The 15490-nt window shown below is 65.7% G+C and carries 11 protein-coding genes and 1 tRNA gene; 5 read left to right on the plus strand and 7 right to left on the minus strand.

Going from position 1 to position 15490, the window contains the following annotated elements:
• Window positions 1-23 precede the first annotated feature (23 nt).
• Together LH390_RS03190 and LH390_RS03195 are read left to right on the plus strand one after the other, a co-directional pair.
• Window positions 24-878, plus strand: coding sequence for an aldo/keto reductase (locus tag LH390_RS03190; RefSeq protein ID WP_227280622.1), 855 nt, complete (start codon window positions 24-26; stop codon window positions 876-878).
• Window positions 879-889: 11 nt separating this feature from the next.
• A complete protein-coding gene (locus LH390_RS03195) occupies window positions 890-1939 on the plus strand; it encodes a hypothetical protein (RefSeq protein WP_227280621.1) in 1050 nt (349 codons plus the stop codon).
• A gap of 189 nt (window positions 1940-2128) precedes the next feature.
• On the opposite strand, the gene LH390_RS03200 is transcribed toward LH390_RS03195, so the two are convergent.
• The 5 genes from LH390_RS03200 to LH390_RS03220 form a co-directional block, all read right to left on the minus strand.
• Window positions 2129-2692, minus strand: a complete 564-nt coding sequence (locus tag LH390_RS03200) for a hypothetical protein (protein WP_227280620.1) — start codon at window positions 2690-2692, stop codon at window positions 2129-2131.
• Between the two features lie 1123 nt (window positions 2693-3815).
• Window positions 3816-3888: transfer RNA gene (locus tag LH390_RS03205), tRNA-Arg, on the minus strand.
• Window positions 3889-3972: 84 nt separating this feature from the next.
• Entirely contained in the window at window positions 3973-4500 is a 528-nt protein-coding gene (locus LH390_RS03210) for a dihydrofolate reductase (protein ID WP_227280619.1), read from the minus strand.
• Window positions 4500-5315: a thymidylate synthase gene (locus tag LH390_RS03215; RefSeq protein ID WP_227282641.1), complete on the minus strand. Its 816-nt coding sequence runs from the start codon at window positions 5313-5315 to the stop codon at window positions 4500-4502. The genes LH390_RS03210 and LH390_RS03215 overlap by 1 nt, the downstream gene beginning before the upstream one ends.
• Before the next feature lie 31 nt (window positions 5316-5346).
• Complete coding sequence (locus tag LH390_RS03220; protein WP_227280618.1) at window positions 5347-6108, minus strand: 3'(2'),5'-bisphosphate nucleotidase CysQ; 762 nt, start codon at window positions 6106-6108, stop codon at window positions 5347-5349.
• Between the two features lie 34 nt (window positions 6109-6142).
• On the opposite strand from LH390_RS03220, the gene LH390_RS03225 reads away from it, so the two are divergent.
• The 3 genes from LH390_RS03225 (at window position 6143) to LH390_RS03235 (ending at window position 12779) form a co-directional block, all read left to right on the plus strand.
• Window positions 6143-10963: an Lhr family ATP-dependent helicase gene (locus LH390_RS03225; RefSeq protein ID WP_227280617.1), complete on the plus strand. Its 4821-nt coding sequence runs from the start codon at window positions 6143-6145 to the stop codon at window positions 10961-10963.
• Window positions 10964-11467: 504 nt separating this feature from the next.
• Window positions 11468-12340: a DNA-formamidopyrimidine glycosylase family protein gene (locus LH390_RS03230; RefSeq protein WP_227280616.1), complete on the plus strand. Its 873-nt coding sequence runs from the start codon at window positions 11468-11470 to the stop codon at window positions 12338-12340.
• 25 nt (window positions 12341-12365) lie between these two features.
• Window positions 12366-12779: a YccF domain-containing protein gene (locus LH390_RS03235; protein ID WP_227280615.1), complete on the plus strand. Its 414-nt coding sequence runs from the start codon at window positions 12366-12368 to the stop codon at window positions 12777-12779.
• 47 nt (window positions 12780-12826) lie between these two features.
• Here LH390_RS03235 and pgi read toward each other — a convergent pair whose 3' ends face one another.
• Together pgi and LH390_RS03245 are read right to left on the minus strand one after the other, a co-directional pair.
• The gene (gene pgi / locus LH390_RS03240) at window positions 12827-14470 is read right to left on the minus strand and encodes a glucose-6-phosphate isomerase (RefSeq protein WP_227280614.1); all 1644 of its coding nucleotides are present in this window, start codon (window positions 14468-14470) and stop codon (window positions 12827-12829) included.
• 69 nt (window positions 14471-14539) lie between these two features.
• On the minus strand, window positions 14540-15370 hold the full coding sequence (locus LH390_RS03245; RefSeq protein WP_227326864.1) for a hypothetical protein: 831 nt from the start codon (window positions 15368-15370) through the stop codon (window positions 14540-14542).
• Between the last annotated feature and the right edge of the window lie 120 nt (window positions 15371-15490).

Genomic DNA, 15490 nt, shown 5'->3' on the forward strand with positions numbered 1-15490 from the left:
GCGGGGCTGTCACAATGGAACCCATGACCACCCCACGAGTGCCCACCGTCACCCTCAATGATTCCACCGAGATGCCCCAGATTGGGCTGGGAACCTGGAAGTTACGCGGCGACGAGGCCATTACTACCATCCGCACCGCCATCGAGCTGGGCTATCGGCACATCGATACCGCCAGCCTCTACCGCAATGAGGAAGAGGTAGGCACCGCCGTGCGCCAGGCCATCGCCGCCGGCGACGTCACCCGCGACGAGCTGTTTATCACCTCCAAGCTGTGGAACACCGACCAAGGATCCCAGCGAGCCGCGCAGGCCTTCCAGGAGTCACTGGGCCGCCTCGGCCTGGACTACCTGGATCTTTACCTGGTCCACTGGCCGTGCCCGCGCGCCGATCGCTACGTGGAGAGCTTCCAGGCGATGGCCAAAATCCAGGGCCTGGGCACCGTGCAGTCCATCGGCGTGTCCAACTTCTACCCCGAGGTCCTGCGCACGCTCATCGAGCGCACCGGCATCACCCCGGTACTCAACCAGGTGGAGCTGCACCCCGGGTTCTCGCAGGCCGAGCTGCGCGCGGAGCACGCCCGCCTCGGCGTGCTCACAGAGGCATGGTCGCCGCTGGGCCGCGGCATTGCGCTGAACAACCCAGTGGTCGAGCAGATTGCCGCCGAGCTGGACGCCACCGCCGCGCAGGTGATCCTGGCGTGGGAACTGGGCCACGGCATCTCCGTGGTACCCAAGTCCGTCGACCCACAACGCCTGGCCTCCAATCTGGCGGCCGGGACGATCACCCTGAGCGAGCAACAGGCCCAGGCCATCGACGCCCTCGACGACCAGCCCGGATTCGGGCGCATCTTTGACGACCCGGAGGTAGTCGAGCCCTAACACCGGGCCGCGTGTATTACTATTGCCTGGTGTTTGTCCCGGATCCCAACAATCCCGCCCACGGCGTCACCTGCGCGGTGGCGTTGGGCTGCGCTGCCGTCGTGTTCGCCGCAGCAGTGCCCCTGCTCGCAGCCACTGGGAAATCCGGGCCGCAGGCCTCCCCAGCCGTCGCAGCGGCCAGCCAGGATAACGCGCGCCGCGGGGAACAGCTCGTGGCCGCCGCGGGTTCGCTAGCCGATGTCGGCGGCGCGCCGAAGAACTGGGACGACGTAGAACTCACGGACGCCTCCCAGATCACCTACCTGGACCTGCGCGACGGCACCGTCACCGGGACCGCCAACCAGCGCACACCCCGCTCCGCGTTGAGCCTGTCCAAGCTCTACATTGCCGACTACGTCCTCGACCACGGCAGCGCCGACGAGAAATTTGAGGCGCTGGAAATGGTGGCCACCTCCGATGACCCCATAGCCAAGGACCTCTATGAGGCCTACCCGGAGGCCATCGATGCCACCGCAAAGAAATACGACCTAGAATCCACCCGCTCCGGCACCAGCTGGGGCTACGCGGTGACTTCCACGTACGACGCCGTCTCCTACATCTTCCAGGTCATGCGTGACGACGCCGCCTCGCCCATCCTCGTCGCCATGGCACGGTCCGCACCCATCGCCGCCGACGGCTACAAGCAGGACTTTGGCACCGCCGTGCTGCCCGGGGCGCGGGGAACCAAGTGGGCGTGGTCGAATGACAGGGACCAGCATTCGTCGGTGACCTTTGGCAAGGACTTCATCGCCGCTGCGGCCGTCACCGGTTCTGCCAATGACCTCACGGCCCTGGTCAACCAGCAGATCGCCGGCCCCCGTGCCGCCGCCAAGGGTGGCGGTAAAACGCAGGCGGTGGGTGCCCAGCAACCACAGCGCCAGCCGGCCCCCGCCCCCGATTCTGAGGCCACGCCCAGCCCTTCCGCCGAGCGCAAGCCCGGTGCGGGTGCTAAGGACGCGCCTGCTTCGACGGCGCCGTCGGCTACGTCGGGTTCGACGGATTCATCGCCTGCGCCCCGGTGAGGGGATTCCCAAGAACGGATTGGCGGGGCCAAAATCGAGGCAGTGGTCTATCTTGCCCCTTACAATGAAGGCCAGTAGATCCCCAATAGTGGGCACCTAAACTACTGGCACCAGGTCAATTGTGAGATTTCAATGCTTGTCCAATATCTTCCTGGGCTTTGCTTCGGTGTGGCTGGGTTCAAGCAATACCTACCCATTTTGTTTTTCTGTGTCATCAATGTAACTGATGTCGTCCGTTAGCTCCCACTTTCCATTGGCTAGTCGTGCGCGTTTCATTACTTGTTCGCCATCGTTGGACCAGTGGAGTGATACGTCCTTTACGGCTGCGGTGAGGTTATCAAGATTCGTCCCCCGTACCGTGACGTTCTGGCAAGTAAAATCCGTACTTATCACCGCTCCGTCGGGAAGTTCATGCATGGCTTCGCCCATGATCATCATTTTGTAAACTCCTTCCCCTATGTCGTCGTTTGCGGGGCGGGTGAGTACTAGTTGGGCAGTTTCAGGTCGGGGAAATTGTATCTTTGCTGCTTCAAAGCACACTTGTCCTCCCTCCTTTTGCATGGCGTCTTCCAGCTGCCACGGTTGGGAGTTCGCGCTGGAGGGGCCGTCGCCATTGATCGAGGCCATGGCGATAAGAAGGAGTCCGACGACCGGGACCGCAATTCCGGTACCGATGAGAATCTTTTTCCAGTGGGTTCCCTTGTCGTTGTTGGTGGTTGTGGTGGGGGTGGGGTTTGCTATCGGGCTTGACATTATTCCTTCTTGCGTATTGTTATAGTAGGGATTTCTCTATGAATCTTGTTGTCGGTCAAAATCCAAGTTTTTGCATACGTGTGGTTCGTATAGGTATACGACCTTTTGAAAATTTTGTGGAGTTATGGAAAGCCCCTTTGGTGTGCCCTTATGTGCTCGTCGGTCTAGGTCAATGACGTGTGCGTGACAGGTGTGTAGTCAGCTTGTCCTAGTCGTCGACTGTCTGGTGAAAACACTGGGAATGTATTTTCCTGAGCGCCTTATCTGTTCCTTTCTTGTTGTGCTGGGTTGTTTTCACTTGTGGTGTTCTGTGGTTACAGCCTGTCATGCGGGTGGGACGACGGTCCGCCGAAGTGCGAACACTCTTGCGAAATGATGCTCTGCTGGTGGTCTTGTGGGAGGGCGCTATGGGGTTGGATTAAAGGCGCCGCTCGATCGTGTCCCGAGGTTCGTGAGTCGTTGCAGTTGTGAAGGCACCGCTGAGGGCCGTGGATAGCGCATGGGGTCCATCCGGACATTCGTCATCCGTTAAACCCAGTGTGAGTGGGATAAGCGAACGGCTGTATGGTCGCTAGCACCGCGATTGCTCTAAATGAGGCCGACGTGAGCTGACTGCATGGAGGGGTGCTGGGTACGCCAACACGGCGCTGAAGCCTGGACCGTGGGAAACGCCGGTCATGCTGACTAACCACGCTTGAAGAGTGATGGAGGGAACCGGCACGCAACATTGCCGGATTTGTTCAAACCTATGACCGCAATCGAGTGCTCGGTGGTATGTGCTGGTTAGGGCCCTGGAGCTGTAGAGTGTGAAGCAGTACAGACGTGGCGGGCGAAGGTCGAGATTCCCTACTTCTTCTCGTTCTGAGGAGCAGGTTTGAAAAGGGTACCAACGTGACGATCATAGGATCTGTTTGATCCCTTGGTATCGGGCTGCTGACATCTCAAGCGTCCGAGCATTCAAATCATTGTGCGAATCTCAGATCCTGTACGGCCACGGAACTCCATGACAATTCCACGATCCGGGTTCCTAGGCGGACGGTGCTGGACAGTACTGTGCAGTCTCTTCAAAAGATGAAACCCCCTGTGAGCTGGAGCAATGCGCAACTCACAGGGGGTGATCAAGCGCCCCAGATAGGATTCGAACCTACGACACCCGCTTTAGGAGAGCGGTGCTCTATCCCCTGAGCTACTGGGGCCCGCCGGATAAGGTTACCGCATCGGCGTGCAGGCGGGGAAACGCGGGGCAGCCCGCGCCGACACGCAGCGCGGCGGGGTGTGAGTCAGCCTTGTTGTTGGCGCTCAAAGCGCAGGTGGCTGAAGGCCACGGGGTGGCCGTTGCGCCCGGGTGCGCGCAGCTGGCTGGCCTCATCCAATACCCACTCGGTGGTGGCAACCAGGCGGAAGTCCGGGGGGATTGCCGGTGCGGTGACGCAGCGCTGTCCCATGGCGGGGCGCAGCGTGGCGGCGAGCACGGCGATGTCGAGTGTGTCGCAGCGGGAGATGAGGCTGTGGTAGATCTGGCCGCCGCCGATGATCCAGCCTGACGCGGCGTCGGGAAGCCTGTCCATGACCTCTGCGCCCTGTGACCAGTCGCCGGCAGGGCGGGAGGACAACACGATGTTGCGCCGGTGGGGCAGGGGCCGGAAGCGGCTGGGGATGGACTCCCAGGTGCGTCTGCCCATGTAGACCACACCGCCTTCGGTGGTGACGTTCACGAAGTGGCGCATGTCGCCGGGGACGTGCCAGGGCATGGTGGTGCCGTCGCCGATAACGCCGTCGAGGGACTGTGCCCAGATCATGCCCAGCATTAGACGGACACCTTGGCGGTGATGGCGGGGTGGGGGTTGTAGTCGGTCAGCGAGATGTCGTCGAAGGTGTAGTCAAAGAGGCTGGCCGCCTGGCGCAGATTGAGGGTGGGGTAGGGCCGCGGCGTCCGGGAGAGTTGTTCGGTGACCTGCTCGCGGTGGTTGTCGTAGATGTGGCAGTCGCCGCCGGTCCAGATGAACTCGCCGGGTTCCAAGCCAACCTGTTGGGCGACCATGCAGGTCAGCAGGGAGTAGGAGGCGATGTTGAAGGGCACGCCCAGGAACATGTCTGCGCTGCGCTGGTAGAGCTGGCAGCTCAACCGCCCGTCGGCGACGGAGAACTGGAAGAGCAGGTGGCAGGGCGGCAGCGCCATGTTGTCTAGTTCGGCGACGTTCCAGGCGCTGACGATGTTGCGTCGGGAGTTCGGGTCGGTTCGCAGCAGGTCGAGCGCGCGGGATATTTGGTCAATGTGGTGCCCACCGGGGGTGGGCCAGCTGCGCCACTGCACGCCGTAGATGGGCCCGAGGTCGCCGTTGTCATCGGCCCACTCGTTCCAGATGCGGATGCCGTTGTCTTGGAGCCAGTGCACGTTGGAGTCGCCGCGCAGGAACCACAGCAACTCGCCGACAACCCCGCGGAAGTACACCTTTTTGGTGGTCAGCAGCGGGAAGGATGAGCTGAGGTCGTAGCGCAGCTGCGCGCCGAAGATGCTGGTGGTGCCGGTTCCGGTGCGGTCGTCTTTATGCGTACCGGAGTCCAGGATGTGGCGCAGCAGGTCCTCGTAGGGGGTCGGGATGCTTCTCGACGTCTCAGTCATAGGCATGCACTTCAGTCTAGGTGGTCCCGGCTTACAGGTAGCTTCCGTTGTCCTTGAGGTAGGCCGCGGCGTGGGCCATGATCTCTTCGGCCAGCTCAGGGCGGCAGATGAGCATGTCGGGGACGTAGGTGTCTTTGTTGTTGTAGGTCAGGGCAGAGCCATCCAGGCGGGAGCAGTGCAGCCCGGCGGCGGTGGCCACGCCCACCGGGGCGGCGGAGTCCCACTCGTACTGGCCGCCGGCGTGAATGTAGGCGTCCGAATCGCCCAGCAACACGTGGATGGCCTTTGCCCCCGCGGAGCCCAGCTGGACGGTTTCATACCCCATCTGTTGGGCGACGTAGCTGGCCACGGCCGGGGGGCGGTTGTGGGAGACAACGATCTTGCGGGAGTAGGGGCCAACCACGGCGCGCACGTCGGCGGAGTCGAAGACCACGCCCAGGTCCGGCATGCCTACGGCGGCGTGGGTGGGACGGCCGTTTTCTACCAGGGCGATGTGGACGGCCCAGTCCTGGCGTCCGGTGGCAAACTCCTTGGTGCCGTCGAGGGGGTCGACGATCCAGACGCGGTCCTTTTTCAGCCGCGCCGGGTTATCGGCGGCCTCTTCGGACAGGAAGCCGTCGCCGGGGCGGTGTTGGGCCAGCGTGCGGGAAATCCAGCTTTGGGCGAGGTCGTCGCCGGCGTCGCCGAGGCTGCGGCCGCGCAGCACGCCGACGTTGCGCACGCCTTTGAGAATCTCGCCGGTTCCTTGGGCGAGGCGGTGGGTCAGGCGGGCGTCGGTGAGCTCTGCGGTCATGACGGCAATTTTAACCGTTTGGTTTGATTGAGTCATGACCGACCACATCCTCTCGCGCTTCCGCCCTCAAGTCTCTGCGTGGTTTCGGGATGTTTTCGCTCACCCCACCGCGGTGCAGCAGCGGGCATGGGAGGTCATCGGCGCTGGTAGTAACGCTTTAGTGGTGGCCCCGACGGGTTCGGGCAAGACACTGGCGGCGTTTTTGTGGGCGATCAACTCGCTGGTGGACGATGACGGGCAAACGGCGTTGGACGTGCCGGTGCAGCCCAAAGAGCAGCCCGCGGCACAGTCAGGCGGCCAGCGGCCCAGCCGCGGTGTGCGGGTGCTCTATATTTCGCCGCTCAAGGCGCTGGGCGTGGACGTCCAGCGCAACTTGCGTGCCCCGTTGACGGGGATTGCTCGGACCGCAGACCGGCTGGGCATGCCTGCGCCGGATATCACGGTGGGGGTCCGCTCGGGCGATACGCCTCCGGCGCAGCGCGCGCGTTTGCAGCGCACTCCGCCCGATGTTCTGATCACCACCCCGGAATCGCTCTATCTCATGCTGACGTCCAAGGCGGCGGGCACCCTGCGTGGGGTGGACACCGTCATCGTGGATGAAATCCACGCGCTTGCGGGCACGAAACGGGGGGTGCACCTATCGTTGAGCCTGGAGCGCTTGGAGCATCTGGCAGAGGGGCCAATCCAGCGCATTGGGCTATCGGCCACGGTGCGCCCGGTGGAGACGGTGGCGGAGTTTCTTGGCGGGGCGCATCCGGTGGCGGTGATCGATCCGCCGAGTCAGAAGGCCTGGGATTTCAGCGTCCGGGTGCCCGTGGATGACATGTCTGATTTACCGGAGCCGGAGCAGGGCTCCACCATCGGGGAGGCGGTGATTGATGATCCCCTCGGGTTGACCACCCCCATAGACCCCGCCGCAGGAGCGGATGCGAGCGCGGTGCCGGTGGCCGCCGATTCTGCCCTTCCCACGGCCCGATCCATCTGGCCTTTCGTGGAGCAGGCGATATATGAGCAGGTCATGGAGGCACACTCGACGCTGGTGTTCGTGAATTCTCGGCGCACCGCGGAACGGCTGACCAGCCGGCTCAACGAGCTCTATGCGGCGCAGTATGACCCGGACTCGCTTGCTGCACCCACGCGCCGCGACCCGGCCCAGTTGATGAAGGCCGTGGACACCGCCGGATCGGCCCCGGCGATCATCGCCCGCGCGCATCATGGGTCGGTGTCTAAGGATGAGCGGGCGGCCACGGAAATGGCACTTAAGGAGGGGCGCCTGCGCGCGGTGGTGGCCACCTCCTCGCTGGAGCTGGGCATAGACATGGGGGCGGTGGACCTGGTCATCCAGGTGGAATCGCCACCCTCGGTGGCCTCCGGGGTGCAGCGCGCCGGGCGCGCCGGCCACGCGGTCGGGGCGGTGTCGCGCGCGACGTTTTACCCCAAGCACCGCGCGGACCTGGTGGCCACGGCGGTGACGGTCGAGCGCATGCGCGACGGGCTCATCGAGGAGCTGCACGTGCCCACAAATCCCCTCGACGTGCTGGTGCAGCAGACCATCGCCGCGGTGGCGGTCGAGGAGTGGAATGTGGATCAGTGGTACGCCACGGTGCGCCGTGCCTATGCCTACAAGCAGCTGCCGCGTCCGATCTTTGACGCGGTGATCGACCTGGCGTGCGGCGCCTACCCGTCGACGGACTTTGCGTCCCTGCGCCCGCGGCTGGTCCTTGATCCAGTCACCGGGGTGCTCTCTGCACGCCCGGGGGCCCAGCGCGTGGCGGTGACCTCTGGGGGCACGATCCCGGATCGGGGAATGTTTGGGGTGTTTTTGGTCGGCGGAGAATCCGGTGCGCGCCGGGTGGGGGAACTCGATGAGGAGATGGTCTATGAGTCTCGCGTGGGCGACGTGTTCACGCTGGGGGCGTCGAGCTGGCGCATTGAGAACATCACCCGCGACCAGGTACAGGTATCGCCCGCGCCGGGGCACACCGGCCGGTTGCCCTTCTGGGGCGGTGACCAGCCGGGGCGGCCGGCGGAGCTGGGGCGAGCCGTGGGGCAGTATCGGCGCCGCGTGGCGGGCGCGGGGGCGTCGATAAGCGCAGACCTGGACCAGCGTGCGGCGACGAACCTGCGTGCCTACCTGAGCCAACAGGAGGAGGCGACGGGGGTGGTTCCGGATGAACGCACCCTGGTCATGGAGCGTTTCCGCGATGAGCTTGGCGATTGGCGCGTGGTCCTGCACACCCCCTACGGGCGAGGCGTCAACGCGGCGTGGGCGCTGGCGGTGGGGGCGCGAATGAGCCAGGACTACGGGATTGATGCGCAGGCGGTCGCCGGCGACGATGGCATCGTGGTGCGCCTGCCGGAAACGGATGAGCCGCCCCGGGCGGAACTGTTCATCTTCGATGCGGAAGACATCGAAGAGCAGGTCACCGAGCGCGTCGGGGACTCGGCGCTGTTTGCCTCCCGCTTCCGGGAGTGCGCCGCCCGCGCCCTGCTCCTGCCGCGGCGCAATCCCGGCACGCGAGCGCCCCTGTGGCAGCAACGGCAGCGCGCCGCCCAGCTTCTGGACGTAGCGCGCAAGTACCCCAGCTTTCCCATCATCCTAGAAACGGTGCGGGAGTGCCTGCAGGACGTCTATGACCTTCCGGCGCTGACCCAGCTCTGCCGCGACATAGCCCACCGGCGCGTGCGCATCGTCGAGGTGACCACGGAGCAGCCCAGCCCCTTCGCCGCGACGCTGCTGTTCAATTACACCGGCGCGTTCATGTATGAAGGCGACGCCCCGGCGGCCGAAAAGCGCGCCGCGGCGCTCGCCCTCGACCCCACGCTCCTGGCCACCCTTTTAGGCCGCGCCGAGCTGGCTGACCTCCTTGACCCGGACATCATCGCCGAGGTTCACGCCACCTTGCAGCACACCGCCGCCGGCCGGCGCGCACGGACCCCAGAAGAACTGGCAGACCAGCTCCGCGTCCTCGGGCCCATCGCCGAAGACGAGCTCGCGCAGCACTGCGATTTCCCCGATCCGCTCCCCGCCACCCTGGCCGCGCTGACGCGCCGGGTCATGCGCGTGCGCATCAACGGCCGGCCCCACCTGGCCCAGGTCCTCGACGCACCCCTGCTGCGCGACGGCCTGGGCATTCCCGTCCCGCCCGGAATAGCCGCCCCCGTGGACACGATTGCTGACGCCCTCGATCAGCTGGTGGCGCGCTGGGCGCGCAGCAGGGGCCCGTTCAGCTCCGCCGACCTTGCCGCCGCCTTCGGTCTCTCCCCGGGGGCGGCACACACTGCGGTGCAGGCGGCCGTCACGGCGGGGATAGTCACCGAAGGCACCTTCCAGCGCGGGACCCAGACGCCCCACTACTGCGCCACCGACGTGCTCACGATCCTGCGCCGCCGCAGCCTCGCCGCAGCCCGCGCCCAAACGCAGCCCGTCAGCCAATCCGCCTTCGCCCGGTTCCTCCCCAGCTGGCAGCACGTCGCACCGGTGGGGCAGCGCCCCGAGCTGACTGGCATTGACGGCACCTACACCGCCATCGAACAGCTCGCCGGGGTGCGTCTGCCCGCCTCTGCCTGGGAATCCCTCGTCCTGCCCGCCCGGGTGGCGGACTATAACCCCGCGTGGCTCGATGAGCTCACCGCAGCCGGGGAGGTGCTCATCGTCGGCGCGGGGGCGGCCGCGGGCACGGATCCCTGGATCACCCTGCTGCCGGTAGACCTCGCCGCCGACCTCGCCCCCCAGGTCAGTCCCGAGGACGTCACGCTTACCCGGCTGCAGGAAGACATCCTGGGGATCCTCTCCCGTGGCGGCGCCTACCTTGCCAGCGAACTCATCGCGCAGCTCGGCGCGCCCACCGAGGACGTCCGGAAGGCATTGTGGGGGCTTGTCGACGCCTCCCTGGTCACCCCCGACAGTTTCGCCCGCGTGCGCGCCCACCTGGGCTCCGGGGCCGGCTCGGGTGCGCGCAGCCGTACCGCGCACCGCGCCCGGCGCGGCCGTGCACACTCGCGCACCGTCGTGCCGGCAGACCTCCTGGGGCGCTGGGCCCGCACCGTCACCCCCACCGCCGAGCCCACGGCGCGCTCCGTTTCCTGGGGCCGCACGTGGCTCGACCGCTACGGGGTGGTCACCAGAGGCAGCGTGACGTCCGAGGACATCCCCGGCGGATTCGCCCTGGCCTACAAGGTGCTCACCTCCTTCGAAGAAACCGGCAAGGCGGTGCGCGGTTATCTGGTGGAATCCCTCGGTGCCGCTCAGTTCTCCACCTCCGGGATCATCGACCGCCTCCGCGGATGCTCCGATGGGCCGGACGTGCAAGGCTGGCCGTCCGGGGCGCGCGACCCGCACGTCTACGTCCTTGCCGCCGCCGATCCCGCCAACCCCTACGGTGCGAGCTTGCCCTGGCCGCGGTCCGGCCCCACGCGGGCTGCGGGGGCTCTCGTCGTGCTGATCGACGGCCTGCTCATCGCCCATCTCACCCGCGGCGGGCGGACGCTGAGCACCTTCTTTGATGCGGTGTCCGCCCAGGTTGGCATTCCGGACCACCAGCTGGCGGCCATGGTGATCGCGGCGCTGGCCGCCGTGGTGGACAGCGGCAGGGTGCAGCCGTGGGTGATGGAAACAATCGACTCCCAGCCCGCCCTTAGCCACCCCTGGGTGCCGGAGCTGCGTCGAGCGGGCGCGCTGCTCAGTCCGCGGGGAATCAAAATCGGCGGCCATAGCGCGGGTGGTGGTTCGCCGTGGCGCGGCGCTGAGGGGGATTCCGGTGGTGCTGGCGGTCCGCGGGGGCCGCGCGGGCGGCGCGGGCGCAGCCTTGACCAGGCGCTCGATCGCCCCCGCGGGGGTCCCCGAAAGGGGTGAACCGTTCTCGCGGGTGTGCAAAAAAATGTGAGCCAGATGTGATAGTCCGCACAATAGTCTAAAAATGCAGTGAAAGAGTGCTGGCCTGTGCGTTTACCGCAATCCGGTATGCTGCGTATAGGCTGCCCATATAGCCTTGAATGACGCATGTCAAGCTGTGGACGGGAAAATCGTGCCAACTGCGGTTGGCGCGAAAAACTTCAGAATCCTGTGCACATCCCATTATCCTTTGGTGCAGCGGGAAGGACGCACCACGACGCTGTGAATCACAGGAGCCCCGGTTGGTGCCCACGGACCGCCCCGCACTGGACATCAGCGCAACGCTGTGCCGCCTTCCATGGAGTCAACGCCCCACAACCAGGGCCCTACTCCGTCTCGGTACAGGGTCTGCCACAATGGGGGGTAACCATGAAAGGCCAGTGCGAGGCGCGCCGTGGGCACGCTGCCTGGAGATTCCGTGCAGGCAACGCACGCGCCGTGGAGGGTGGGGAATAGGCTGGCTGCATGCCCGAGGGTGATTCTGTCTATCAGCTAGCGCGCCGCCTGCAATTCATGGTGGGACGCACCGTGCTGCGCTGTTCCCTGCGGGTACCGTCAGTGGCCACCGTTGACCTCGCAGGCAGCCCCGTCCGGCGCGTATGGCCCTACGGCAAGCACCTCTTCCACCTCATCGGCGAGGACATCCTGCACACCCACCTCAAAATGGAGGGAACCTGGGCCATGCACCTGGCGGGCGATCGGTGGACCCGCCCCGGGCACACCGCCCGGGTTGTTCTGACCCTCGACGGCGCCCCGCACCCGCGCCCGCTCGAAGTGGTAGGCCACAACCTCGGGCTCGTGGAGGTCTTTCCCGCCACTGCCTATTCCACCCGCATGGGCTACCTCGGCCCCGACGTCCTCGGGCAGGACTGGCCGGACTGGGGGCGCCAGGAGGCCATCCGCCGGCTGGGCAGCCAGCCGGACCGGCCCATCGGCACCGCCCTGCTTGACCAGCACCTCCTGGCCGGGGTGGGCAATGAATACCGCGCAGAAATCTGCTTTATCGCCGGGGTGCACCCGGCCACCCCGGTTTCCGCCGTGGACCTCGAGCAGGTGGTTGACATCACCCGCCGGCTGATGTGGTCGAACAAGGACTCGCCGCTGCGCGTGACCACCGGGGTGCGCCGGGCGGGGGAGTCGAGCTACGTCTTTGGGCGCCGCCACCGGCCCTGCCGCCGCTGCGGGAGCCTCATCCTTTCTGCGAACCTCGGCGGCCCGGACGCGGGTGGGCGTGAAGGGGAACTCGAGCGCATCATCTGGTGGTGCCCCCGGTGCCAGCCTGCCCCTGTCGATGCTCCCCCTGGGTTACCCGATGCAGGCGGGTTCGCTGGCCCCTGAGCTGGCAATCCGTAGGATTATTGCCATGCGACTGATTCTCAACCTCTTGTGGCTGGTTCTCGCCGGCTTCTGGCTTGCCCTGGGCTACTTCTTGGCGGGCGTGATCGCCTGCATCCTGGTCATCACCATCCCCGCCGGGGTGGCCAGTTTCCGCATGGCCAACTTCGCACTGTGGCCCTTCGGGCGCAGCGTGGTTCAGCCGGCCGGCGGCACGGGGGCGATGTCCAAGCTGTCCAATGTTGTGTGGTTTGTGGTCGCCGGCCTGTGGCTGGCCATCGGCCATATCACCACCGCCGCGGCGCAGGCCATCACGGTCATTGGTATCCCGCTGGCCATTGCCAACCTGAAGATGCTGCCGGTGACCTGTTTCCCCTTCGGCTGCCGCATCGTGGATAGTGACCGCATCCCCGTAGGCTGGGTACCCATGGTCAAGATGTGACCTGGGCAGCCCGCGGGGCGGGACACTCGGGCGGCACTGCCGCGAAGTTAGCCGCGCTGGGAGCGATACCACCCAATGAGGGCATCGGTTGAGCTATCCCCGGAGGCGGGCTCTTGCTCGCCGGCGACGGCCGGTGCCAGGTCATTGGCCTGCTGCTTGCCCAGCTCCACTCCCCACTGGTCAAAGGAGTTAATGCCCCAGATGGTGCCCTCCACAAAGGTGATGTGCTCATAGAGCGCGATGAGCGCGCCCATCACCGCGGGGGTCAATTCCGGCGCCAGGATCGTCGTGGTGGGCCGGTTACCGGGCATGACCTTATGCGCAACGACCTCGGGGGCCACGCCCTCCGCGCTGATCTCCTCGGCGGTCTTGCCAAAGGCCAGCACCTTGGTTTGCGCGAAGAAGTTGCCCATGAGTAGGTCGTGCATCGAGCCCTCGCCAGAAGCCGTCGGCAGGTCCTCCTTGGGCCGGGCAAAACCGATGAAATCCGCGGGGATCAGGCGGGTGCCCTGGTGGATGAGCTGGTAGAAGGCGTGCTGCCCATTGGTCCCGGGCTCGCCCCAGAAGATCTCGCCGGTGGAATAGCTCACCGGGCTGCCATCGCGGCGCACGGACTTGCCGTTCGACTCCATGGTCAGCTGCTGCAGGTACGCGGGGAAGCGTGCCAGGTCCTGGGAATAGGGCAGCACGGCGTGGGTCTGTGCCCCATGGAAGTTGGAGTACCACACGTTGAGCAGGCCCATGAGCACGGGGATGTTGCGCTCGAAGGGGGTAGTGCGGAAGTGGACGTCCATGGCGTGGAAGCCCTGGAGGAAGCGCACAAAGTCCTGCGGGCCGATGACTGCCATGAGGGACAGACCAATGGCCGAGTCGACGGAGTAGCGGCCGCCCACCCAGTCCCAGAAGCCGAACATGTTGGCGGTATCAATGCCAAACTCGGCGACCTTCTCGGCGTTGGTGGACACGGCGACGAAGTGCTTGGCAATGGCCGACTCGTCGCCATCGAAGGCGTCGAGGATCCACCGCTTGGCGGCATGCGCGTTAGCCAGCGTCTCCTGGGTGGTAAACGTCTTGGAGGCCACCACAAACAGGGTGGACTCCGGGTCCAGGTGATCGAGGGTGGCTGCCATATCCGCCGGGTCGACGTTGGAGACGAACTCGGCGCTGATTCCGGCGGTGGCGTAGGTGCGCAGCGCCTGGGTCACCATGGCCGGGCCCAGGTCGGACCCGCCGATGCCGATGTTGACGATCTTCTTGATGGTGTGGCCCGTGTGGCCCTGCCATTGTCCAGAGCGCAACGCGGAGGCAAAGTCGCGCATCCGGGAGAGCACCTCGTGGACGTCTGCGGCGACGTCCTGGCCGTCGACGTGCAGGTCCTCCTCCGGGGGCAGCCGCAGTGCGGTGTGCAGCACGGCGCGATCCTCGGTGTTGTTGATGTGAACGCCGGTCACCATGTCTGTGATGGCCTGCTCGAGGCCGGCATCCTGGGCGAGGCGGATGAGGGCGGTGAGCCCGGGGGCGTCGATAAGATTTTTGGACAGGTCGACGTGGAGGCCCGCGGCATCAAAGGTCATCGCGGTGGCGCGCTCCGGATCATTGGCAAATAGTTCGCGCAGCGTGACCTCGCGGGTGGCCTGGTAGTGGCGGTCTAGTTCTTGCCACGCCGTGGTCGTGGTGATGTCGGCCGACATTGTGCTCCAATCCTGTGGGAAATATCCTCTGTCGAGGATACGTCCCAATGCTAAGGCTGTAGCAATGCCCTAGGGCTGCGGATTGGGCGTCTCCTCGGCTGCGGGGGACTCGACGGCGGGCTGCTCGGCGGCTGCGTCGGGGGCCGGTGCGGGTGCAGGCGCGGGCGCGGGAGCCGGCGCCGGAGCGGGTGCGGGGGCGGGCGGTTGGGCCTGGTTCGTGGCCTGCGCGCCCCAGAAGTAGTACTTGCCGTCGTGCTTGAAGCACTCAGAGGCGGTGTCCGGCCAGCCGTCCAGGGCCGAGGTGCACGCGTTTTTCGATCCGTGTGGGCCCTTGAGCTTCCACTCCTTGCCGGCGCCGGGCAGCCCCGGGGCATCGGGCATGGGCCCGTCATCCTTGTGGTCTTTATCCTTATCTTTGTCCTTGTCCTTATCTTTCGACTTGGACTCAGACTCGGATGATTCCTCCGAGGAGGTGGTTTCTTCGGATGAGGTTTCGGTGGGCTCGGAGGTAATGGGAAGGTCGGGGTCTTCGGGGGCCTTGCCCTCTAAGAAAAGCTCAAACCACCGAGTGAAGTATTTCGCCTCGCCGAGCTTATTGGTGATGTCCTTGGCGTCAACAAATCCGTCACCATCGGAATCATCCGAGGCTTTCAGCCACTTCTTATCCGCGGCGTGGACAATGGACAGCAGGCAGGGCCCAGGCACATCCGCGCAATAGGATGCGTCGGCGGGGAAGGGCACAGACTCCACGACGCGCCGTTTGATGATCGTCGTTGTGGTCGTGGGCTCGTTCTCCCCGTCGTCGGTGGAGCACGCGGACAGGGTGCCGGCCGCACCGAGCGCGAGCGCGCAGGTGGCGGCGGCCAGGGCGGCGGGGCGAAGCAAGCGGCTGTAGGACACGTCAATCAGTCTAAAGCGGAACAGTCCTTTCCGGGGCAGCCGGGTCTGCCACGCGCCCCGCGGTGCGCCCCACCGCAGGCACCCGCGGCGCGCAGACGTAGTCTTCCGCGCGGCGCGGCA

Source organism: Corynebacterium uberis (assembly GCF_020616335.1).
Lineage (GTDB): Bacteria > Actinomycetota > Actinomycetes > Mycobacteriales > Mycobacteriaceae > Corynebacterium > Corynebacterium uberis.

What these genes read in the sequence shown, in the direction of transcription:
- LH390_RS03200 (WP_227280620.1), bottom strand. Translation starts at nt 2,692, where the DNA reads ATGTCAAGCCCGATAGCAAACCCCACCCCCACCACAACCACCAACAAC.
- LH390_RS03210 (WP_227280619.1), bottom strand. Translation starts at nt 4,500, where the DNA reads ATGCTGGGCATGATCTGGGCACAGTCCCTCGACGGCGTTATCGGCGAC.
- LH390_RS03225 (WP_227280617.1), top strand. Translation starts at nt 6,143, where the DNA reads ATGACCGACCACATCCTCTCGCGCTTCCGCCCTCAAGTCTCTGCGTGG.
- pgi (WP_227280614.1), bottom strand. Translation starts at nt 14,470, where the DNA reads ATGTCGGCCGACATCACCACGACCACGGCGTGGCAAGAACTAGACCGC.
- LH390_RS03230 (WP_227280616.1), top strand. Translation starts at nt 11,468, where the DNA reads ATGCCCGAGGGTGATTCTGTCTATCAGCTAGCGCGCCGCCTGCAATTC.
- LH390_RS03235 (WP_227280615.1), top strand. Translation starts at nt 12,366, where the DNA reads ATGCGACTGATTCTCAACCTCTTGTGGCTGGTTCTCGCCGGCTTCTGG.
- LH390_RS03190 (WP_227280622.1), top strand. Translation starts at nt 24, where the DNA reads ATGACCACCCCACGAGTGCCCACCGTCACCCTCAATGATTCCACCGAG.
- LH390_RS03220 (WP_227280618.1), bottom strand. Translation starts at nt 6,108, where the DNA reads ATGACCGCAGAGCTCACCGACGCCCGCCTGACCCACCGCCTCGCCCAA.
- LH390_RS03215 (WP_227282641.1), bottom strand. Translation starts at nt 5,315, where the DNA reads ATGACTGAGACGTCGAGAAGCATCCCGACCCCCTACGAGGACCTGCTG.